Annotated in this window: 16 protein-coding genes; 10 read left to right on the top strand and 6 right to left on the bottom strand. The window is 71.0% G+C overall.

Features of this window, described 5'->3' with window-relative positions; translation table 11 throughout:
• On the bottom strand, positions 1-930 hold the full coding sequence (locus ACH4G3_RS03885; protein ID WP_397622934.1) for a substrate-binding periplasmic protein: 930 nt from the start codon (positions 928-930) through the stop codon (positions 1-3).
• Between the two features lie 204 nt (positions 931-1,134).
• Between ACH4G3_RS03885 and ACH4G3_RS03880 the strand changes: the two genes are divergently transcribed.
• Positions 1,135-2,316, top strand: a complete 1,182-nt coding sequence (locus tag ACH4G3_RS03880) for a CdaR family transcriptional regulator (protein WP_397622933.1) — start codon at positions 1,135-1,137, stop codon at positions 2,314-2,316.
• A 9-nt stretch (positions 2,317-2,325) separates the two neighbouring features.
• Here ACH4G3_RS03880 and ACH4G3_RS03875 read toward each other — a convergent pair whose 3' ends face one another.
• From ACH4G3_RS03875 to ACH4G3_RS03860, 4 genes are all read right to left on the bottom strand, one after another.
• The gene (locus ACH4G3_RS03875; protein ID WP_397622932.1) at positions 2,326-3,051 is read right to left on the bottom strand and encodes a class I SAM-dependent methyltransferase; all 726 of its coding nucleotides are present in this window, start codon (positions 3,049-3,051) and stop codon (positions 2,326-2,328) included.
• A gap of 34 nt (positions 3,052-3,085) precedes the next feature.
• Positions 3,086-5,533 (bottom strand): ATP-binding SpoIIE family protein phosphatase, encoded by a 2,448-nt coding sequence (locus ACH4G3_RS03870; RefSeq protein WP_397622931.1) that lies wholly within the window; start codon positions 5,531-5,533, stop codon positions 3,086-3,088.
• A gap of 144 nt (positions 5,534-5,677) precedes the next feature.
• The gene (locus tag ACH4G3_RS03865; protein WP_397622930.1) at positions 5,678-8,068 is read right to left on the bottom strand and encodes an MFS transporter; all 2,391 of its coding nucleotides are present in this window, start codon (positions 8,066-8,068) and stop codon (positions 5,678-5,680) included.
• A 155-nt stretch (positions 8,069-8,223) separates the two neighbouring features.
• Positions 8,224-8,667, bottom strand: a complete 444-nt coding sequence (locus ACH4G3_RS03860) for an SRPBCC family protein (protein WP_020276619.1) — start codon at positions 8,665-8,667, stop codon at positions 8,224-8,226.
• A 171-nt stretch (positions 8,668-8,838) separates the two neighbouring features.
• Here ACH4G3_RS03860 and ACH4G3_RS03855 point away from each other — a divergent pair, with 171 nt between their 5' ends.
• From ACH4G3_RS03855 to ACH4G3_RS03845, 3 genes are all read left to right on the top strand, one after another.
• Complete coding sequence (locus ACH4G3_RS03855) at positions 8,839-9,876, top strand: Rv2578c family radical SAM protein (RefSeq protein WP_020276618.1); 1,038 nt, start codon at positions 8,839-8,841, stop codon at positions 9,874-9,876.
• A 134-nt stretch (positions 9,877-10,010) separates the two neighbouring features.
• On the top strand, positions 10,011-11,588 hold the full coding sequence (locus tag ACH4G3_RS03850) for an alpha/beta hydrolase (protein ID WP_397622929.1): 1,578 nt from the start codon (positions 10,011-10,013) through the stop codon (positions 11,586-11,588).
• Between the two features lie 90 nt (positions 11,589-11,678).
• Complete coding sequence (locus ACH4G3_RS03845; RefSeq protein ID WP_397622928.1) at positions 11,679-12,224, top strand: GNAT family N-acetyltransferase; 546 nt, start codon at positions 11,679-11,681, stop codon at positions 12,222-12,224.
• Between the two features lie 2 nt (positions 12,225-12,226).
• On the opposite strand, the gene ACH4G3_RS03840 is transcribed toward ACH4G3_RS03845, so the two are convergent.
• Entirely contained in the window at positions 12,227-12,802 is a 576-nt protein-coding gene (locus ACH4G3_RS03840) for an adenylosuccinate lyase (RefSeq protein ID WP_397622927.1), read from the bottom strand.
• A 397-nt stretch (positions 12,803-13,199) separates the two neighbouring features.
• Between ACH4G3_RS03840 and ACH4G3_RS03835 the strand changes: the two genes are divergently transcribed.
• The 6 genes from ACH4G3_RS03835 to ACH4G3_RS03810 all read left to right on the top strand — a co-directional run bounded on the left by ACH4G3_RS03835 (position 13,200) and on the right by ACH4G3_RS03810 (position 21,189).
• Positions 13,200-15,005, top strand: coding sequence for a 3-hydroxyacyl-CoA dehydrogenase family protein (locus ACH4G3_RS03835; protein ID WP_397622926.1), 1,806 nt, complete (start codon positions 13,200-13,202; stop codon positions 15,003-15,005).
• A 136-nt stretch (positions 15,006-15,141) separates the two neighbouring features.
• Positions 15,142-15,951: a TetR family transcriptional regulator gene (locus ACH4G3_RS03830; RefSeq protein ID WP_354746202.1), complete on the top strand. Its 810-nt coding sequence runs from the start codon at positions 15,142-15,144 to the stop codon at positions 15,949-15,951.
• A 379-nt stretch (positions 15,952-16,330) separates the two neighbouring features.
• Positions 16,331-17,674, top strand: a complete 1,344-nt coding sequence (gene ccrA, locus ACH4G3_RS03825; protein WP_397622925.1) for a crotonyl-CoA carboxylase/reductase — start codon at positions 16,331-16,333, stop codon at positions 17,672-17,674.
• Between the two features lie 10 nt (positions 17,675-17,684).
• Positions 17,685-19,712 carry a protein meaA gene (locus tag ACH4G3_RS03820; RefSeq protein ID WP_397622924.1) on the top strand — a complete coding sequence of 676 codons (2,028 nt, stop codon included), beginning with the start codon at positions 17,685-17,687 and terminating at the stop codon, positions 19,710-19,712.
• The gene (locus tag ACH4G3_RS03815; protein ID WP_397622923.1) at positions 19,709-20,671 is read left to right on the top strand and encodes an HpcH/HpaI aldolase/citrate lyase family protein; all 963 of its coding nucleotides are present in this window, start codon (positions 19,709-19,711) and stop codon (positions 20,669-20,671) included. The genes ACH4G3_RS03820 and ACH4G3_RS03815 overlap by 4 nt, the downstream gene beginning before the upstream one ends.
• Positions 20,672-20,676: 5 nt before the next feature.
• Complete coding sequence (locus tag ACH4G3_RS03810) at positions 20,677-21,189, top strand: MaoC family dehydratase (RefSeq protein WP_003994084.1); 513 nt, start codon at positions 20,677-20,679, stop codon at positions 21,187-21,189.
• The last annotated feature ends 1 nt before the right edge of the window (position 21,190 follow it).

The following is a 21,190-nucleotide window of genomic DNA, read 5'->3' as shown; positions in this document are numbered from 1 at the left end:
TCACTGGGCGATGGACGGGGGCGTCCAGTCCTTGGGCCGGTCCACGCCGCGGCGTGCCGTGGCGACGTCGGCGGCGGGCACGAGGAACTGTTCCGGGTCACCGCCGTACTTGCGGACGAGCTTGTCCAGCTCGCCGTTCTCGTACATGGCGTCGATCTGCGCGGAGATCGCCCGCTCCAGCTTGGTGGCCTTCTTCGGCAGGTAGAAGCCGGTCTGGTACGGCTGGAAGTACGCGTAGGCGGGCTTGGCCTTCACCTGCGCGGCGGTCGGCGGCGTCAGGTACTGGGTGTCGATCTTCAGCTCCGGACGCTGTTTCTGCGCCGCGATGATGATCAGCGGGTCGAGGAAGCCGACGTCGACCCGGCCCGCGCCCAGGTCGTCGAAGACGCCGTTGGCGTCGGGGTAGGCGTGCAGCTCGGCTCCTGGCACGGCCTGGATGGACTTGACCCAGACGTAGCCCTCGACGGTGCCCAGGTTCAGGCCCTCCAGGTCACCGACCGTCTTGTACGACTTGCCGCTGCGGACGGCCATCGCCGGGGGCGAGTAGTAGGGCGGGTCGGTGAACAGCCCCTGTTGCTGCCGGTCGGCGGACCAGGCGACGCCGCCGATGGTGATGTCGACCCGGCGGGACTGCACCCCGGCGAGCATGCCGGCGAAGTCGGTCACCTCGGGCTCGACCTTCAGGCCCAGCTTCTTGGCGGCGTAGGCGAGGATGTCGCCGTCGAGTCCGACGACTCTGCCCCCCTGGACGCTGGTGTAGGGGGCGTAGGGCTGGACGGCGACCTTGAGGACGCCGGGCGTGAGCGTGCCCAGTGCGGCGGTCTCGGCGGACACGTTCTTCGGGGCGTCGTCCCCGCCCGAGCCGCAGGCGGCGGTGGACATCAGGAGCATCGCGGACAAAGCGAGAGCGAGCGAGCGCACACGGATCATCGGCTCGGGCCTTCCGTCTCGGTGCTGAAGGATCCCGCCGATTCACCGGACACCGTGCACCCGGCGGGGAGGTGGTGAGGCCCATACGCTAGGCACAGGCCCGCCGCGCGTCACCGTTCACTTCGTACGAACTTGTCGCATGAATCCCCGCCTCCCCTGTACGGTGCGTCCAACCCGGACCGCCCCTGGCGGGAGGAATCGCCCATGCTGAGCCCGTCACTCGCGCAGGAGATCGCCGGGGACACCTCCGCGGTCATCGGCTTCAACGTGCTGATCACCGACGCGGAGGGCATGGTCATCGGCAGCGGCGACAGCAGCCGCGTCGGCACCTTCCACGAGGCGTCCGTCGAGGTCGTCCGCACCAAGGAACCGGCCACGCACAATGCGTCACAGGCCCAGTCGCTGCGCGGGGTCCGGCCCGGGATCACCCTGCCCCTGGTCACGGACGGGCGGGCGGTGGGGACCGTCGGGATCACCGGCACCCCCGCGCAGGTGGGCCGCTTCGGGCTGCTGGTGAAGCGGCAGACGGAGATCCTGATCCGGGAGTCGGTGATGCTGCGCTCCCGGCTGCTCGCCGAGCGGGCGGCCGAGAAACTGCTCACCGACATCGCCGCGTACGACCCGCTGGTCGTGGAGGGCGACCTCCTGCTGTTCCGGGCCGCCGACCTCGGCTTCGACCTGCGGCTGCGCCGGGTCGCGGTGGCCTTCGAGGTGACCGTGCCGGACCCGGGTGCGCGCCGGGGCGGCCGGGCGCGGGACGTGGCACTGGTCCGCTCGGAGCTGCTGCGTACGGTCCGCGACGTCTTCGCCGACCCGCAGGACATCGTCGCGGGCACGGCTCCCGGCTGGATCGGTGTCCTGCACCGGCTGCCGGCCCGGGCCCCGGCGGACGCTCCGGCCGCCGACTGCCGCCGCGTCACGGACGTCATCGCCGCCCAGGACGGGCTCACCGCCCGCGCCGGCATCGGCGAACCGGCCACGTCCGTCGGCGGTCTGCACGACTCCTACCAGGACGCCTGCGACGCGCTGCGCCTGGGCGCCCGGGTGGACGGCGGCTCCACCGTCCACTCGATCGGCGATCTGCGGGTCCACCAGCTCCTGGCGGCGGTGAGCCAGTCCGCCCGCACCCGGCTGCTGGACCTGACCGCCGCACGGTTGCGGCAGCAGCCGGACTGGCCGGTCCTGCGCGACACGATCACCGCCTGGTGCGAGAGCGGCTTCAACCTCGTACGGGCCTCCGCCGCGCTGCACATCCACCGCAACACCGTCGTCTACCGCATGAACAAGATCGAGCAGCTCACCGGCCGCCCGCTGCGCGAGCACCGGACGGCCATGGCCCTGTACCTGGCGTGCCTGGCCGACCGGCTGGGCGGCCCGGACCGCTGACCGTCCGCCTCAGGCCGTACGCCCCGCCACCAGCCACCTCGACGGCAGCTCGATACGCCTGCCGTCGGAGTGGAACTCCGTGGTCACCAGGGGCAGTTCGCCGCCCGCCAGGACGGCGAGACCGGCCGAGCGCAGGTATTCGGGTACGGCCTCGTCGGAGACCTCACCGGGTGCGAGGCCGTGCCGGAACACGGGCGCGAGCTTGGGCGGCGGACCGGCCGGACCGCTCGCCAGCCCCGTCAGCACGGACTTGGCCGCCCCCGAGAGCTCCACGAGGAAGGCCCGGCCCCGGTCGCCGACCAGTGTGGCGATCCCGTCCACCAGCGGCTGCCGGTCGTCCGGCTCGCACTGGTGCAGGACGCCCCGCATGTAGACGTTGGTGTCGCCGAGCTCCGCGTGCAGGGCCTGCGCCGCGCTCTTGTCGGCGGCGTCCAGCTGCCGGTACGCCGCCTGCCCCGCCGGGTCGGCCCGCCGGGCGTGGTCGAGGGCCGCGGCGGACAGGTCGGCGCCCACGACCCGGGGGAAGCGGTCGGCGAGGAAGCGGGTCTGGGTGCCGTTGCCGCAGCCGAGATCCACCAGCGGCAGCGCGGGATCGGCCAGGTGCGGTTCGAACAGGGCGAGATGCGGGCCGACGGTCACGGCCGGCTCGGCGTCCCACATCACCGCCCCCGGTTCGTCGGACGCCTCCCGCCAGAACCCCTCCCAGGCCGCCCGGTACCGACTCGTCACGCTCATTGCCCAACTCCCCAGGGTGTCGACGCGGTGGTGTTCAGCGGCGCGGCAGGGTGAGCTCGAACCAGACCGTCTTGCCGGCCTTGGTCCGGCTGGTGCCCCACTCGCGGGACAGCGTGCTGACGACCCGCAGACCGCGCCCGACGTCGTCGAGCGGGCCCGTGCCGAGCAGCGTCGGCAGCTCGTGGTCGTCGTCGTCCACCTCGCACAGCAGGGTGTCGCCGCGGACCAGGCGCAGTTCGACGGGGCGGGCGTGCGCGTACCGTACGGCGTTGGTGACGAGTTCGCTGACCATCAGCTCGGCGGGCGCGACCAGCTTCGCCAGGCCCCAGTCGTGCAGTTGCTCGCGGACCACCGCGCGGGCCCGGCCGACCTCGGACGGGTCGAGGGCGAGCCGCCACTCGGCCACGTCGTCCGGTTCGATGCCGTTCAGGCGGGCCATCAGCAGCGCCACGTCGTCCTTGCGGCCGCCACACGTGTTGAGGGACCTGATGATCGTGTCGCAGGCGTCGTCCATCGAGGCGGCCGGGTGGGCGGCGGATGCGCACAGGGTCGCGAGACCCACGCCGATGTCCTCGCCGCGCACCTCGACCAGCCCGTCGGTGCACATCACCAGCCGGTCGCCGGGCCCCACGCGCACCCGTACCGCCTCGAAGGGCACCCCGCCGACGCCGATGGGCGCTCCGGTGGGCAGGTCGAGCAGTTCGCTGCGCCCGTCGTCGGCGCGGACCAGGACGGGCGGGATGTGACCGGCGTTGGCGAGGTGCAGTTCGCTCGCGATCGGGTCGTACACGGCGTACAGGCAGGTCGCGAGGTAGGTGTCGCCGAGGCGCTGGGCGAGGTCGTCGAGGTTGCGCAGCAGCTGGGCGGGCGGCAGGTCGAGCCCGGCCATGGTCTGCACGGCCGTGCGCAACTGGCCCATCATGGCGGCCGAGTTCAGCCCGTGGCCCATGACGTCGCCGACGACGAACGCGGTGCGGCCGCCGGGCAGCTTCACCGCGTCGAACCAGTCGCCGCCGATCCGCCCGAGCAGCGTGCCCGGCAGATAGCGGGTGGCGATGTCACAGCCGGCCATGCGGGGCGGGATGTGCGGCAGCATGCTGTCCTGGAGCGTCTCGGCGACGTTCTCCTGGTAGGTGTACATGCGCGCGTTGTCGAGCACGAGGCCGGCGCGGGCGGCGAGTTCGGCGCCGGTGACACGGTCCATGTCGTTGAAGACCGGCCGTTCCGGGTGCCGCAGCAGGATCATGAAGCCCAGCACGACGTGGCGGGCCTTCAGGGGGACGATCAGCATGGAGCGGCCCGTGATGAGCGGCCGGATGTCGCGCTTCTCGAACTGCGCGGCGATGGCGTGGCCCATCTCCTCGCTGATGCGCGGCACGAGCACGGGCTCGCCGGTCGTCATGCACTGGAAGAACGGCGTGTGCGCCGGGAACGGCATGGCCTCGCCGACGGGCACGACGTCGTCCCAGCGGCCGGGTTCGTCGGTGTGCTCGACGGCGACCCGGTGCCACATGGTCGTCGTGTCGGGCACGCCCTCGGGGAACCCCTCGCCGGCGACGACCTGTTCGCGCAGGTAGGTCCCGGCGACGTCGGTGAAGCGGGGCACGACGGCCCTGCTGACCTCGAGGATCGTGCGGGACAGGTCGAGGGAGGTGCCGATGCGGCCGCTGACCTCGTTGAGGAACTCCAGGCGCTCGCGGACGGCGGCGTACTCGAGGTCCTCGCCCTCGTCCCGCAGCTCCTGCGGGACGGGCTCGCCGGCGGCCAGGGCCCGCGCGGCCCGTTCCCGGCGTGCCTTGCGCTCGGCGCGCCGGGCGACGCCCCAGTCGGGCGTGACGGGCACCCGCTCGTTCTTGCTGAACTCCAGGACGGGGTAACCGAGTTCGAGGACCTGCGCGACGATGCGGGCGCTCTCGCCGACGCTCATGCTGGGCAGGATCTCGGGGAGCCGGCGGGCGAGGTCCTCCGACCCGGGGAAGTCGGTGTGCAGCGCGAAGCCGGGCGCGATCCGCTCGACCGCCCCGTCGGTGCCGCCGGCGCGCAGCCCGTCCGCGTCGGCGGCCAGCACGAGCAGCCGCTCGGGTCCGGGGCCGACCAAGGGGTAGGCCCACCACAGGACGTCGACCCGGTCGCTGCCGGGTGCGGTGAGCCGGGCGCGGCCCGCCGCCGGGTAGGACAGCCCGCCGTCGAGGGACGCTCCGAGGCCGGGGCCGAGTCCGTCGTGGGCCCCGTGAAGGGCGGTGTCCTGGTCCTCGGGGAGTGCGCCGGAGACGGGGAGCAGGTCGAGGGCCGGGCGGCCGATGGCCTCGTCCTTGGGGACGCCGAACAGGCGCCGTGCGCCGGTGCTCCAGTGCGACACGAGGCCTTCGCGGTCGATGACGACCACGGCCAGGGGGACCCGGCCGGGCTCGCCGGCTTCCGTCACCGTGCGGTGCCCGGCTGCGGGGGCGGCGGGTTGGTCCCTCTCGGTGTCACGGTCCATGGCCCAGGCCCTCTCTCCCCACGGATCCGCAAGATCTGTGCCGGCGTCACCACCGTACGGCGACCGCCGGTTGCCATGTGCGGCAATGGGGGAATTCCTCGCGCGGGGTTCGCACCGGCGTGCGACCCCGCGCGCCGGTGCGGTTCAGTCCTCGTGTCCCAGCTGGAGGTCCCGCTCCGTGCGGCCGCCTCCGGCCACCTGGAGCACGGTGGCGACGGGCGGGTAACCGGCCGCGATGACGGTGTACTCGCCGGAGGACAGGTCGACGAACCGGTACGTGCCGTCAGGCCCGGTGGTGAGGGTGTCGACGACGTTGCCCGCCACGTCGAGCAGCGTCACCCGCGCGTCCTCCACAGGCCGGCCGCCGCCCGCCCGGACGGTGCCGCGCAGGACGGCGCCGCCGGCCAGTTCGATGTCCCGGCGGGTCTCGCGGGCGGCCTGCACGGTGACGGGCAGTGCGGCCGGGCGGAACGCGGGGGCGCTGGCGGCGAGGGTGTACTCGCCGGCCACCAGATCGGTGATGACGTAGCCGCCCTCGCGGCCGCTGCGGGTGGTGGCCACGACCTCGCCGTGCGCATTGGTGAGGGTGACGCCGGCGTCCCGTACCGGCGTGCCGTCGGCGGTGACCACGCTGCCCACGAGGTTCCCGGCGCCGCCGAGGACGATGTCCAGTTCGACGGGGCGCTCGCCGACGGTCACGGAGACCGCCTGCGGCTGGTGGCCGCCCGCGGCGGCGATCAGCACGTAGGCGCCGGGGCCCGGTGTGGCCAGCGCGTAGCGTCCGTCCTCGCCGCTCGCGCCGCGTCCGGTCTGCTGCCCGGTGACGTCGATGAGAGTGAGGGCGGCGCGGGGCACGACGGTCCCGTCGTGGTGCTGCACCGAGCCGCACACGGGGACGCCGGGGGCGTACGCGGCGCGCGCCTGCGGGATCGAGGTGGTCCCCGGCGCCGTGTCCGGGTCGGTGGCGGAGGCGTTGTGGGACACCAGGGGTTTCTCCTTGAGGAAGAAGGCGATGACCAGCCCGAGGACCAGCACCGGCACCAGGTAGAGGAAGATCCGCGGCATGGCGTCGGCGTGCGCCCGGATGTAGCCGTCGCGCAGCTCCGGGGGCAGGGCGTGCACGAGCTGCGGGGTGATGGACTCGGTGTCCGGCAGTCCGGTGCGCGCACGCCCGGGAAGGCTCTCGGTCAGGGCGTCGGCGAGCCGGTCGGCGAGGAGCGCGCCGAAGACGGCGGCTCCGGCACTGCCGCCGATCTGCCGGAAGTAGTTGTTGGCGCTGGTGGCGGTGCCGAGGTCGGCGGGGCGCACGGAGTTCTGCACGGCGAGGATCAGGACCGGCATCACCATGCCGATGCCCGCGCCGAGGACGGCCGTCCAGATGCTGTAGTGCAGCCGGGGCGTGTCGGCGTCGAGGCGGGACAGCAGCCACATGCCGGCGACGGAGAGGGCGCAGCCGAGGATCGGGTAGGCCTTGTAGCGGCCGGTGTGGCTGATGAGCTGCCCGGCGATGACCGAGGCGCCGACGATGCCCGCCGTCATGGGCAGCATGAGCAGGCCCGACTCGGTGGCGGAGGCCCCGTCGACCATCTGGAGGTAGGTCGGCAGATAGCTGGCGGCGCCGAACAGCCCGGCTCCGATCACCAGGCCCACCAGGCCGGTGACGTTGAACACGGAGTCCCTGAACAGCCGCAGCGGGATGAGGGGTTCGGCGGCGAAGTGCTCGGTGACGAGAAAGAGGACGGCCGCCACGGCCGCCCCCGCGCCGAGGCCGAGGATCATGCGCGAGTCCCAGGCGTACTCCGTGCCGCCCCAGCTGGTCAGCAGGACCAGGCAGGTGGAGGCGGCGGTCAGCAGCAGCGCGCCGAGGAGGTCCAGCCGGGCCTTGCGTGCCGGTTTCGGCAACTTCAGCGCGATGGCGACGACGACCAGGGTGACCAGGCCGAAGGGCACGTTGACGTAGAAGCACCAGCGCCAGGAGAGGTGGTCGGTGAAGTAGCCGCCGAGCAGGGGTCCGGCCACGGACGCGAGGCCGAAGGCGGCGCCGATCAGGCCCATGTAGCGGCCGCGCTGCCGGGCGGGCACGATGTCCGCGATGATCGCCTGAACACCGATCATGAGCCCGCCCGCGCCGACGCCCTGGAGGGCGCGGAAGGCGATGAGCTGGTCCATGGTCTGCGCCCGGCCCGCGAGCGCGGAGCCGACGACGAAGACGACGATCGCGAACTGGAAGACGCCCTTGCGGCCGAGCAGGTCGCCCAGCTTGCCGTAGACCGGCAGTCCGACGGTCGCGGTGAGCAGGTAGGCGGTGATCGCCCAGGACATCCGGTCCAGGCCGTGCAGCTCACCGACGATCTTCGGGAGCGCGGTGGCGACGATCATCTGCTCCAGGGCGGCCAGGAGCAGGGCCAGAAGGAGCGCGAGGAAGACCAACCGCACCCGGCGCGGGCTCAGTTCGGCGGCCGGGGCTTGTGGTGGCGCGGGAGGTCCGGGAGGTGCCACCGCCGGTTCGTCCTGCGCCAGAGTGATCCCGCCCACCTACCGCTCCCCTCGTCGCGCTGCCGCACAATTCCCACGTAAAAGCGACAACTACGAGCAAGCGCGACGAGTTACGGCACAGGAGCGAGCCGTACGGAGATCACTCGAACCGGTGAGGGGCACAACGGCCCCTGGGCGTTTGAGCCTTGGGGAGGCTACTTCTCGACCTCGGCGGCGAGCCGGGCGAGCAGCGCGTCGTAGATCCGGCCGAGACCCTTGGGCGCGAAGGTCTTCTCGAAGAAGCCGCCGATGCCGCCGGCGCCGGTCCAGGTGGTGGTCACGACCACCCGGGACTTGCCGTCGCCGGCCGGAGTGACCCGCCAGGTGGTGACCATGGAGGAGTTGCGGTCCTTCTCGACCAGCTCGCCGTCGGTGGGCTCGCTGACCTCCAGGAGGCAGTCGCGCACCCGCTTGCTGGTGGCCTGGAGCTTCCAGTGGACGAGGGTGCCCTCGCCGTCACCGCCCTCCCGGACCTCGTACTCGCTGAACTGCTCGGGCAGCAGCTTCGCGCGCGTGCCGCTGTAGTCGGCGAGGGCGTCGAACACCGTCTCCGCGTCCGCCGCGACGATCCGCTCCGTAGTGGCCTCGACCTGCGCCATCGCTTTCCTCCAGGACATGGGTTCTCGGGGGTTGGGGGCAAGCCAACCACCCCGCTGCCCGGCCCCCCAAATCGGGGTCGCCCAACCCGGTCGAACACGTTCGGAAAACACCCTCGCACGATCAAGGGAACATGTGTTCTATTCTGTGGGCAGTGCTACCGAGGAGGCGTCATGCGCTGGGACAACCTCACCGAGGACTCCGAACACAGCCGGGCCGACGCCGCGCTGTTCGGCGCGGACGCCGTGACCACCCGCACCTTCGACACGCCGGAGTTCCGTGGGATCACCTTCCACGAGGTCCGGGCCCGCTCGATCATCAACCGGGTGCCGGCGGTCTCCCGGATGTCGTTCCAGTGGACGGTCAACCCCTATCGCGGCTGCTCACACGCGTGTGTGTACTGCTTCGCACGCAAGACGCACAGCTATCTCGACCTCGACACGGGCCTGGGCTTCGACTCCCAGATCGTGGTCAAGATCAACGCGCCCGAGCTGCTGCGCCGCCAGCTCGGCTCGCGCCGCTGGCAGGGCGAGCACATCGCGATGGGCACGAACGTGGACTGCTACCAGCGCGCCGAGGGCCGCTACCGCCTGATGCCGGGCATCATCTCGGCCCTGCGCGACCACGCGAACCCCTTCTCGATCCTGACCAAGGGCACGCTCATCCTGCGCGACCTGGACCTGATCAAGCAGGCCGCGGAGGTGACCGACGTCGGCATCTCCGTCTCGGTCGGCTTCACGGACCAGGAGCTTTGGCGCACCGTCGAGCCGGGCACGCCCGCGCCCGAGCGGCGCCTGGAGGTCGTACGGACCTTCGGCGAGCACGGCATCGGCTGCGGTGTACTGATGGCACCGGTGATCCCGTTCCTGAGCGACCAGCCGGCCCAACTGCGGGCCGCCGTGCGGGCGATCGCGGCCTCCGGCGCCACCTCCGTCACCCCGCTGGTGCTGCATCTGCGGCCCGGCGCCCGCGAGTGGTTCATGGCCTGGCTGGAGCAGCACCACCCGCACCTGGTGCCTCGCTATCAGCGGCTGTACGCGGAGGGCTCCTACGCCCCGAAGTGGTACCAGCGCCGGATCACCCGTCAGGTGCACGAGCTGGCTGAGGAGTACGGCATCGGGCCCTCGCGCGCGCAGACGCCGCGCCGGATCCGGCCGCCCGAACCGGCCGAGCCACCGACGTCCGAGCCGACCCAACTGTCGCTCATATAGGAGCGTTCGAGCGCATCCAGCGACCCAATCGGGTCAAGTCTTGACGGAACACGTTCTTCCAGAGCCGCTTGCCGGGACGAATCGGCGAGGACCGTGAACCCCGCGGCCCGCGCCCTCCGTCCTGGAAGGACTCCATGAGAACACGCGCAGCCGTGCTGTGCGGCGCCGCCGTCGCGCTGGCCGGGAGCCTTACGGCCGTGCCCGCCGAGGCGAGCGCACCGCACTCCGCAAAGACCTTTCGCCCTGTGAAACCCACCTGGAAGAAGTGCGGCACCACCGACTATCCGATGCTCCAGTGCGCGTCCCTCAAGGTGCCGCTCGACCACGCGAACCCGCGCGGTCGGCAGATCACCCTCGCGCTGTCCCGTGTCCCGCACACCGCCGCGAAGTTCCAGGGCCCGCTGCTGGTCAACCCCGGCGGTCCCGGCGGCGACGGTCTGACGCTCGCCGGTTTCGTCGCGAACTCGCTGCCCAAGGAGGTCGCGGCTCAGTACGACATCATCGGCTTCGACCCGCGCGGAGTGGGCGCGAGCAAGCCCGCCCTCGACTGCAAGCCGGGCCACTTCGGCCCCGTGCGCCCGGACTCCGTACCGGCCACGCCCGAGGCCGAGCGGGCCAACCTCGCCCGCGCCAAGTCCTTCGCCGCCGCCTGCACCAAGAAGTACGGGCATCTGCTGCCGCACATCAATACGGTCAGCGCCGCGCACGACATCGATGCGATCCGGCAGGCACTGGGCGCCAGGAAGATCAACTACTTCGGCTACTCGTACGGCACCTACCTGGGCTCGGTCTACGCCAAGCTGTACCCGCAGCGGGTCCGGCGCCTGGTCCTGGACTCGATCGCCGACCCCACCGACGTGTGGTACGCCGCCAACCTCAACCAGGACCACGCCTTCAACGACCGCCACCGCGCCTTCATGGCCTGGGTCGCCAAGTACGACGCGCGATACAGGCTCGGCACCGATCCGGAGAAGATCGAAGCCGCCTGGTACGCGATGCGGGCGGCCCTCGCCAGGAATCCGGCGGGTGGCAAGGTAGGCGCCTCGGAGCTGGAGGACACCTTCGTCCCGGGCAGCTACTACAACGGCTACTGGCCCTACCTGGCGGAGGCGTTCGCGGCGTACGTGAACCACAAGAACACCGGCCCGCTGGTCGAGGTGTACAAGCACTTCGGCGCGGTCGACGCCGCCGACGACAACAGCTACAGCATCTACACCTCGGTGCAGTGCCGGGACGCCTTCTGGCCGCGCGACTGGCACCAGTGGCGCAAGGACAACTGGGCGGCGTACGAGAAGGCGCCGTTCATGACCTGGAACAACGCCTGGTACAACGCGCCGTGCGCGTTCTGGCCGACCGACTCGGCCCAGCCGATGAGCATCGCCAACGGCAAGCTGCCGCCGGCACTGCTCTTCCAGGCGACGAACGACGCGGCCACTCCCTACGAGGGCGGCGTCACCGTCCACGAGCTGCTCGCGGGCTCCAGCCTGGTGGTCGAGCAGGGCGGTGGCAACCACGGCATCACGCTGAGCGGGAACGCCTGCCTGGACAAGTACCTGGCGGCCTACCTGTCCGACGGCACCGTGCCGCGCGGCCTCGGCACGCGGGATGCGGTGTGCGACGCCCTGCCGGACCCCAAGCCGCTGACGTCGAAGGCGGCGTCGATGTCCGCCCGCGGCTCGACACTGCACCGCCTGCTCGGCTTCCGCGGCTGAGAGCACGGGTGCGGCCGGGGAAACCTCCGTCGCGCAGCCTTCGATTGCCTGATGGCGGAGGCGATCTCGGCCGTGGCCCACCATGGGCCCATGAATGAGTCGACCAGAACACGGAAGCTCCTGATACGGGAGATGACGCTCGCCGACTGCGACCGCGTCGCGGAGATCCGCGTCCGCGGCTGGCAGAGCGCGTACCGGGGGCTGATACCGCAGTCCCACCTGGACGGGCTCAGCGTCGCGGAGGACGCCGAGCGTCATCGCGTGCACCTGGCCCAGGCCGACGGGAGCGTGGTGAACCTGGTCGCCGAGGACACCGGCGGCGATGTCGTGGGCTGGGCCTGCCACGGGCCGTACCGGGACGGTGAACTCCGCACCGCCGACGCCGAGTTGTATGCCGTCTACGTCCACCCCGGGCAGGTGGGACGCGGCGCGGGGCAGGCCCTCCTCGCGGAGTCCGTCGCGCGCTGCGCGGCCGCGGGCCACGGCCGTCTGCTCCTGTGGGTCCTCAAGGAGAACGGCCGGGCTCGCCGCTTCTACGAACGGGCCGGCTTCCACGCGGACGGCGCCGAGGAACCCTTCGAGGTGGACGGTGTCGTGGTCCCGGAGGTGCGGTACGCGCGCGCACTCCCCCGCTGATCTCACCTCTGTTTCGGAATCCGCCCCAGCGCCCGCACCGCCGCCTCCGCCAGCACCGGATGCGCGAGGGCCTCGTTCAGTACGGGTCTGGCCCGGCCGTCGCCCAGCGTGCCGAGCCCGTCCACGCAGGCGAGGGCCACCCGGCGGTACGGGTCGTGCGGGCGCAGCCGTCGCTGGAGGGTGGTGATCAGGGCGGGCACGGCCTCCGGGGCGCGCAGTTCGACCAGGAGCCGGACCGGCTGCAGGGCGTAGGCGACCCGCAGTTCGTTGGTGGCGAGGGCGGCGGCCGCGCGGGCGGTGCGCGGGTCGCCGAGGCGGGCGAGGGCGTAGGCGGCGGAGGCGCAGCGCGGCGGATCGCGGTGGTTGAGCAGCAGCACCAGGGACTCGAAGGACCGCCGGTCCTCGGCGAGCCCGAGCCGGAAGGCGGCCAGCTCCCTCGCCCACAAGGGCTGCCCGGGTTCGGTCAGCACCGCGGCCAGGGCGTCGAGGTCGTCGGTCGCCACGAGCCGCTCGAAGGCGGGCGACGCCCCCGACTCCTGCCGTAAGCGCTCCGTGAGTGATCGCAACTCTTCGTCCATGAGTGAGAGATTAGAGGCGCCCCGAGCTGCGCGGGACGTACATCACAAACACGAGGGCTGGCGTGCTCGTTACCCGCCAGTTAAGCTCAGACGAGCGAGTTACCCACTCGTATCTCCTCGCGGCGGTCTGGTGACGCGGCCACCGCGAGAGCAGTCGGTTCGGTGCCTCAGGTACCGCAGTACGACTCGGCCCCGGGACAGGGCCGGTCGGAACAGCCGCTCGCCCCGGGCGTGTGCACGCCCGCGGAGACGGCACCGGGCGTGTGCGCTCAGCAGCCCGGCCAACACCCGCACTTCACACGCACCCGGTGCGCCCGGGACCCCGGCTCCTGCCGGGCCGTACTCGGCGTACCCGGGACGCGTTCCCCGTCGTCACCCTCATTCCTGGAGTCCCGCGATGGCCACTCCCCTTTCCGACCCGTCCCTGTCCCCGCTGCGCACCATCGCAGTCGTCGGCCTCGGCACGATGGGCACCGGCATCGCCGAGGTCCTCGCCAAGGCCGGCCGCGAGGTCGTCGGCATCGACATCAGCGAGGCCCAGGCCGCGAAGTGCGTCGCCGCCCTGGAGTCCTCCACCGCCCGCGGCGTCGAGCGCGGCCGGCTGACCGAGCAGGACCGCGCGGAGATCCTGGACCGCGTCCGTACCTCCACCGACCTGCGGGCCGCGGCCGACGCCGACCTGGTCATCGAGGTGGCGCCGGAGTCGTACGAGGTCAAGCACCAGATCTTCCGGGAACTCGACGGGATCGTGCGCCCCGAGACGATCATGGCGACCGGCACCAACGCCCTGTCCGTCACCCGGCTCGCCGCCGACTCGGCCCGTCCGGAGCGGGTGCTGGGCCTGCACTTCTTCAACCCGGCCCCGGCGATGCGGCTGGTCGAGGTCGTCTCCTCGGTGCTGACCGCCCCGGCCGCCGTCGCGGCGGTCACCGATCTCGCCCTGGACCTGGGCAAGGAGCCCGTCGCCGTCGGCGACCGCCCCGGCTTCGTCGCCGACGGCCTGCTGTTCGGCTACCTCAACCAGGCCGCCGCGATGTACGAGGCGAAGTACGCCTCCCGTGAGGACATCGACGCCGCGATGCGGCTGGGCTGCGGCCTGCCGATGGGCCCGCTGGCACTGCTCGACCTGATCGGCGTCGACACCGCCCGCACCGTCCTGGAGGCCATGTACGCCGCGTCCCGCGACCGGCTGCACGCCCCGGCGCCGATCCTCAAGCAGCTGAGCGAGGCGGGCCTGACCGGCCGCAAGGCGGGACGCGGGTTCTACACCTACGAGGCGCCGGGCAGCGGCACCGTCGTGCCGGACGCTCTGACCCCGCTGGAGGGCGGGAACCCGGCCCCGGGCCGGGAGGTCCGCTCGGTGGGTGTCGCGGGCTCGGGGACCATGGCTTCCGGTATCGCCGAGGTGTTCGCCAAGGCCGGGTACGAGGTGGTCCTCGCCGCCCGCAGCGAGGAGAAGGCCCAGGCCGCGAAGACCCGCATCGGCAAGTCCCTGTCCCGCTCGGTCGACAAGGGCCGGATGACCGCCGAGGCCGCCGCGCAGACCCTGGACCGGATAACTCCGGCGGGCTCCTACGACGCCTTCGCCGAGGTCGACCTGGCCGTGGAGGCCGTCGCCGAAGACCTGGAGGTCAAGCGGCAGTTGTTCGCGGCGCTGGACAAGGTCTGCAAGCCGGGCGCGGTCCTGGCCACCACCACCTCGTCCCTGCCGGTCGTGGCCTGCGCCCGGGCCACCTCGCGCCCGCAGGACGTGATCGGCATGCACTTCTTCAACCCGGCGCCGGCCATGAAGCTGGTCGAGGTCGTCCGTACGGTCCTGACGGCCGACGACGTGCACGCGACGGTCCGCGAGGTCTGCGGCCGGATCAGGAAGCACGCGGTCGACTGCGGCGACCGGGCGGGCTTCATCGTGAACGCGCTGCTCTTCCCGTACCTGAACAACGCGATCAAGATGGTGCAGGAGCACTACGCGTCGCTCGACGACATCGACGCGGCGATGAAGCTGGGCGGCGGTTACCCGATGGGCCCGTTCGAACTGCTGGACGTGGTCGGGCTCGACGTCTCGCTCGCCATCGAGAAGGTCCTGCACCGCGAGTTCCGCGACCCGGGGCTCGCCCCGGCGCCGCTCCTGGAGCACCTGGTGGCCGCGGGCTGCCTCGGCCGCAAGACCGGCCGTGGCTTCCGCGAATATGCCAAGCGCTGAGGGTCCCGGCGACTGGTTCCGGTCCGGCGGGCGGTGGGGCGGTCTGCTCGGACCGGACCGGTCCCCGCCGCCCCCGGGCGGCGGCGGAGCACCAGGTCATGCGCAGCGAGCTGCGCACATGCAGTACGTTCAGGGCATGTCCCAGCCCGCCAAGTCCTCACGTACACCAGCTGCGACCGACGCGCCGGAAACCGCCGCAGGCTCTCGCGCCGCCGCCCAGCGGCTCAAGATGCGCCGGGAACTGGCGGCCGCCGCGATGGAGCTGTTCGCGACCAAGGGGTACGAGGCGACCACCGTCGACGAGATCGCGGCCCAGGCCGGGGTCGCCCGCCGCACCTTCTTCCGCCACTTCCGTTCCAAGGAAGAGGCGATCTTCCCCGACCACGACGACACCCTGGTCCGGGCCGAGGCGGTGCTCAACGCCGCGCCCGCGCACGAGCATCCGCTCGACACGGTGTGCCGCGGCATCAAGGAAGTCATGAAGATGTACGCGGCCCGGCCGGAGATCTCGGTCGCCCGCTACAAGCTGACGCGCGAGGTGCCCACGCTCCGCGAGGCGGAGATCGCGTCGGTGGCCCGCTACGAGCGCCTGTTCACCCGCTATCTCCTCGGCCACTTCGACGAGCGCGCGCACGCCGACGACGCCAATGACGACCCGCTGCTCGCGGAGGTCGCCGCGTCCGCCGTCGTCACCGCCCACAACCACGTCCTGCGGCGCTGGCTGCGGGCGGGCGGGCAGGGTGACGTGGAGGCGCAGCTGGACCACGCCTTCGCGATCGTGCGCAAGACGTTCGGCACGGGGATCGGGGCCGGGCGCTCCACGGAGTCGCAGCCGGCCGCGGCCACGGCTTCGGCGCAGGGCGAGGTGCTGGTGACCGTCGCCCGTACCGACGCCCCGCTGGACGAGGTCATGCGGACGATCGAGCAGGCACTCAAGGAGCGCTGAGCTCCCTTCGCCCGTGTGATGACGGCCACCCTTCGGGGTGGCCGTTTTGGCATGTCAGGGATGGTTTTGCAGGCCCTTGACGAGGCCGTTCGATCGATCATCGCTCATTTGTTACGTAAAGATTTCATCTGAGAGAAACTTCTGGCACTCAGTGCCTTGCGAGGTGACACGCGGTGTCATACGTTGAAGAGGTCCGGGCGATGTCCCAGCAAGCCCAGCGCCTGCCCGTCCGGACGCCTGCGTCACAGGCAACCTCCCGCGCCACCAGCGCTGCCGAACAGCACCACCGCCGAACCGACGGCACACCCTCAACCCTCAGCAGCACCGACGTAACCATCGGCGCCCCTCCCTCAGGGCGCTCACCGCCGGAGGCAACACCGTGACCGTTAAGGACATCCTGGCCGCGATCCAGTCGCCCGACTCCACGTCGGAGGACTTCGCCGCCCTCCCGCTCCCCGAGTCGTACCGCGCGATCACCGTGCACAAGGACGAGACGGAGATGTTCGCCGGGCTCTCCACGCGCGACAAGGACCCCCGCAAGTCGATCCACCTGGACGAGGTGCCGCTGCCCGAGCTCGGCCCGGGCGAGGCGCTGGTCGCCGTGATGGCCTCGTCGGTCAACTACAACTCGGTGTGGACGTCGATCTTCGAGCCGCTGTCCACGTTCGGGTTCCTGGAGCGCTACGGCCGCACCAGTGAGCTGGCCAAGCGCCACGACCTGCCCTACCACATCATCGGCTCCGACCTCGCGGGCGTCGTCCTGCGCACCGGCCCGGGCGTCAACGCCTGGCACCCCGGCGACGAGGTCGTCGCGCACTGCCTCAGCGTGGAGCTGGAGTCCAGCGACGGCCACAACGACACGATGCTCGACCCCGAACAGCGCATCTGGGGCTTCGAGACGAACTTCGGCGGCCTCGCCGAGATCGCCCTGGTCAAGTCCAACCAGCTGATGCCCAAGCCCGACCACCTCAGCTGGGAGGAGGCCGCCGCCCCCGGCCTGGTCAACTCCACCGCCTACCGCCAGCTGGTCTCCCGCAACGGCGCCGGCATGAAGCAGGGCGACAACGTGCTGATCTGGGGCGCGAGCGGCGGACTCGGCAGTTACGCCACGCAGTTCGCGCTGGCCGGCGGCGCCAACCCCATCTGTGTCGTGTCCTCGCCGCAGAAGGCCGAGATCTGCCGGGCGATGGGCGCCGAGGCGATCATCGACCGCAACGCCGAGGGCTACAAGTTCTGGAAGGACGAGAACACCCAGGACCCGAAGGAGTGGAAGCGCTTCGGCAAGCGCATCCGCGAGCTCACCGGCGGGGAGGACATCGACATCGTCTTCGAGCACCCCGGCCGCGAGACCTTCGGCGCGAGCGTCTTCGTGACCCGCAAGGGCGGCACCATCACCACCTGCGCCTCCACCTCGGGCTACATGCACGAGTACGACAACCGCTACCTGTGGATGTCGCTGAAGCGCATCATCGGCTCGCACTTCGCCAACTACCGCGAGGCCTGGGAGGCCAACCGGCTCATCGCGAAGGGAAAGATCCACCCGACCCTGTCGAAGGTGTACTCCCTGGAGGACACCGGGCAGGCCGCCTTCGACGTGCACCGCAACCTCCACCAGGGCAAGGTCGGCGTGCTCTGCATGGCCCCCGAGGAGGGCCTGGGCGTGCGCGACCAGGACAAGCGCGCCCAGCACATCGACGCCATCAACCGCTTCCGGAACATCTGAGGGCTGCTGGATGACAGAGCGTCAGAAGGACCGTCCGTGGCTCATGCGGACCTACGCCGGTCACTCCACGGCCGAGGCGTCCAACGAGCTGTACCGGCGCAACCTCGCCAAGGGCCAGACGGGTCTGTCGGTGGCGTTCGACCTGCCGACGCAGACCGGCTACGACTCCGACCACATCCTCGCCCGCGGCGAGGTCGGCCGGGTCGGTGTGCCGATCGCCCACGTCGGTGACATGCGCCGGCTGTTCCAGGACATCCCCCTGGAGCAGATGAACACCTCGATGACCATCAACGCCACGGCCATGTGGCTGCTGGCGCTCTACCAGGTCGTCGCCGAGGAGCAGGGCGCGGACATCACCAAGCTCCAGGGCACGACCCAGAACGACATCGTCAAGGAGTACCTGTCCCGCGGCACGCACGTGTTCCCGCCGGGGCCGAGCCTCCGTCTGACGACGGACATGATCGCGTACACGGTCTCCCACATCCCGAAGTGGAACCCGATCAACATCTGCAGCTACCACCTGCAGGAGGCGGGCGCCACGCCGGTCCAGGAGATCGCGTACGCGATGTCCACCGCGATCGCCGTGCTGGACGCGGTCCGTGACTCCGGCCAGGTGCCGCAGGAGCGCATGGGCGATGTCGTCGGACGGATCTCCTTCTTCGTGAACGCGGGCGTCCGCTTCATCGAGGAGATGTGCAAGATGCGGGCGTTCGGCCGCATCTGGGACAGGATCACCCGCGAGCGGTACGGCATCGAGAACCCCAAGCACCGCCGCTTCCGCTACGGCGTCCAGGTCAACTCCCTGGGCCTGACGGAGGCACAGCCGGAGAACAACGTCCAGCGGATCGTCCTGGAGATGCTGGCCGTGACGCTCTCCAAGGACGCACGCGCGCGTGCCGTGCAGCTCCCCGCCTGGAACGAGGCCCTCGGCCTGCCCCGCCCCTGGGACCAGCAGTGGTCGCTGCGCATCCAGCAGGTGCTGGCCTACGAGAGCGATCTGCTGGAGTACGAGGACATCTTCGAGGGCTCGAAGGTCATCGAGGCGAAGGTGGGCGAACTGGTCGAGGCCTCGCTCGCGGAGATCGACCGCATCCAGGAGATGGGCGGCGCGATGGCGGCCGTCGAGTCCGGCTACCTCAAGTCGCAGCTGGTCGCCTCGCATGCGGAGCGCCGGGGCCGGATCGAGTCCGGGCAGGAGAAGATCATCGGTGTCAACGCCTTCGAGGGCACCGAGCCGAACCCGCTGACGGCCGACCTGGACACCGCGATCCAGACGGTCGACCCGGAGGTCGAGGCCCGTGTCATCGCCTCGCTCCAGCAGTGGCGCGACAGCCGCTACCAGCCGCCCTTCAACCACCCGCGGCCCTGCAAGGCGCTGGAGCGGCTGAAGGAGGCCGCGCGCGGCACCGAGAACCTCATGGAGGCCACCCTGGAGTGCGCCCGCGCCGGGGTCACGACCGGCGAGTGGGCGGGGGCCCTGCGCGAGGTGTTCGGCGAGTTCAGGGCGCCCACGGGTGTTTCCTCGGCGCCCGTGGCCGTGCCCGCCGAGGAGGGCAGCACGCTGGCCCTGGTGCGCCGCAAGGTGGATCTGACGGCCAAGGACCTGGGCGTGGGCAAGCTGCGCTTCCTGGTCGGCAAGCCGGGCCTGGACGGACACTCCAACGGCGCCGAGCAGATCGCCGTGCGCGCACGGGACGCCGGCTTCGAGGTGGTCTACCAGGGCATCCGGCTCACCCCCGAGCAGATCGTGGACGCGGCCCTCGCCGAGGACGTGCACGCGGTCGGCCTGTCCATCCTGTCCGGCTCGCACGCCCAGCTGGTGCCGGACGTACTCGAACGGCTGCGTGTGGCCGGTGCCACAGACATCCCGGTGATCGCCGGTGGCATCATCCCGAACGGGGATGCCGAGCAGCTCAGGGCAGCCGGAGTGGCCGCGGTCTTCACCCCGAAGGACTTCGACATCACCGGAATCATCGGCCGCATCGTCGACGAGATCCGGAAAGCGAACAAGCTCGACCCCCTGGAGGTCTCCGCATGACCACGGTCAACCGCCTTCGCCCCCGGCGTTCCTGCCTGGCGGTACCGGGCTCGAACCCCCGCTTCCTGGAGAAGGCGCAGGGCCTCCCCGCCGACCAGGTCTTCCTCGACCTGGAGGACGCGTGCGCCCCGCTCGCGAAGCCCGAGGCGCGGCACACCATCGTCAAGTTCCTCAACGAGGGCGACTGGACGGGCAAGACGCGCGTCGTGCGCGTCAACGACTGGACGACCAAGTGGACGTACCGCGACGTCGTCACCGTCGTCGAGGGCGCCGGCCAGAACCTCGACTGCATCATGCTGCCGAAGGTGCAGACGGCTGAGCAGATCGTCGCCCTGGACCTCCTCCTCACCCAGATCGAGAAGACGATGGGCTTCGAGGTCGGCAAGATCGGCATCGAGGCGCAGATCGAGAACGCCCAGGGCCTGAACAACGTCAACGAGATCGCGACGGCCTCCCAGCGCGTCGAGACGATCATCTTCGGCCCGGCCGACTTCATGGCGTCGATCAACATGAAGTCGCTGGTCGTGGGCGAGCAGCCGCCCGGCTACCCGGCGGACGCCTACCACTACATCCTGATGAAGATCCTGATGGCCGCCCGCGCCAACAACCTCCAGGCGATCGACGGCCCCTACCTGCAGATCCGCAACATCGACGGCTACCGCGAGGTCGCCCAGCGCGCCGCCGCCCTCGGCTTCGACGGCAAGTGGGTGCTGCACCCGGGCCAGGTCGAGGCGTCCAACGAGATCTTCTCGCCGTCGCAGGAGGACTACGACCACGCCGAGCTGATCCTGGACGCGTACGACTACTACACGTCCGAGGCGGGCGGCAAGAAGGGCTCGGCGATGCTCGGCGACGAGATGATCGACGAGGCCAGCCGCAAGATGGCCCTGGTCATCTCCGGCAAGGGCCGTGCCGCCGGCATGCAGCGCACCAGCAAGTTCGAGATCCCGGAGGGCTGAGCGCGATGCAGTTCGGACGCACCTACGAGGAGTTCGAGGTCGGGGCGACGTACAAGCACTGGCCGGGCAAGACGGTCACCGAGTACGACGACCACCTCTTCTGTCTCCTCACCATGAACCACCACCCGCTCCACATGGACACGAACTATGCGGAGAAGACGACGGACTTCGGCAAGAACGTCGTCGTCGGGAACTACGTCTACTCGCTCCTGCTCGGCATGAGCGTGCCGGACATCTCCGGCAAGGCGATCGCCAACCTGGAGATCGAGTCGCTCAAGCACGTGGCGCCGACCTTCCACGGCGACACGATCTACGGCCAGACGACCGTGCTCGACAAGTGGCCGTCGAAGTCGAAGAACGACCGCGGCATCGTGCACGTCGAGACCAAGGGCTACAAGCAGGACGGCACGCTGGTCTGCGTGTTCCGCCGCAAGGTCATGGTGCCGACCGAGACGTACATCAAGGAGCGCGGCGGCGAGCAGCCGGGCCGCCCCGAGCTCAAGGAGCAGGAGAAGTAGC

The organism is Streptomyces afghaniensis, assembly GCF_044327915.1.
Lineage (GTDB): Bacteria > Actinomycetota > Actinomycetes > Streptomycetales > Streptomycetaceae > Streptomyces > Streptomyces afghaniensis.
This window is presented reverse-complemented; position numbering and strand designations above follow the sequence as displayed.

Coding starts and splice junctions, on each gene's coding strand:
- ACH4G3_RS03885 (WP_397622934.1), bottom strand. CDS start 930: ATGATCCGTGTGCGCTCGCTCGCTCTCGCTTTGTCCGCGATGCTCCTG.
- ACH4G3_RS03830 (WP_354746202.1), top strand. CDS start 15,142: ATGTCCCAGCCCGCCAAGTCCTCACGTACACCAGCTGCGACCGACGCG.
- ACH4G3_RS03860 (WP_020276619.1), bottom strand. CDS start 8,667: ATGGCGCAGGTCGAGGCCACTACGGAGCGGATCGTCGCGGCGGACGCG.
- ACH4G3_RS03880 (WP_397622933.1), top strand. CDS start 1,135: ATGCTGAGCCCGTCACTCGCGCAGGAGATCGCCGGGGACACCTCCGCG.
- ACH4G3_RS03855 (WP_020276618.1), top strand. CDS start 8,839: ATGCGCTGGGACAACCTCACCGAGGACTCCGAACACAGCCGGGCCGAC.
- ACH4G3_RS03850 (WP_397622929.1), top strand. CDS start 10,011: ATGAGAACACGCGCAGCCGTGCTGTGCGGCGCCGCCGTCGCGCTGGCC.
- ACH4G3_RS03845 (WP_397622928.1), top strand. CDS start 11,679: ATGAATGAGTCGACCAGAACACGGAAGCTCCTGATACGGGAGATGACG.
- ACH4G3_RS03840 (WP_397622927.1), bottom strand. CDS start 12,802: ATGGACGAAGAGTTGCGATCACTCACGGAGCGCTTACGGCAGGAGTCG.
- ACH4G3_RS03815 (WP_397622923.1), top strand. CDS start 19,709: ATGACCACGGTCAACCGCCTTCGCCCCCGGCGTTCCTGCCTGGCGGTA.
- ACH4G3_RS03820 (WP_397622924.1), top strand. CDS start 17,685: ATGACAGAGCGTCAGAAGGACCGTCCGTGGCTCATGCGGACCTACGCC.
- ACH4G3_RS03875 (WP_397622932.1), bottom strand. CDS start 3,051: ATGAGCGTGACGAGTCGGTACCGGGCGGCCTGGGAGGGGTTCTGGCGG.
- ACH4G3_RS03810 (WP_003994084.1), top strand. CDS start 20,677: ATGCAGTTCGGACGCACCTACGAGGAGTTCGAGGTCGGGGCGACGTAC.
- ACH4G3_RS03835 (WP_397622926.1), top strand. CDS start 13,200: ATGGCCACTCCCCTTTCCGACCCGTCCCTGTCCCCGCTGCGCACCATC.
- ACH4G3_RS03870 (WP_397622931.1), bottom strand. CDS start 5,533: ATGGACCGTGACACCGAGAGGGACCAACCCGCCGCCCCCGCAGCCGGG.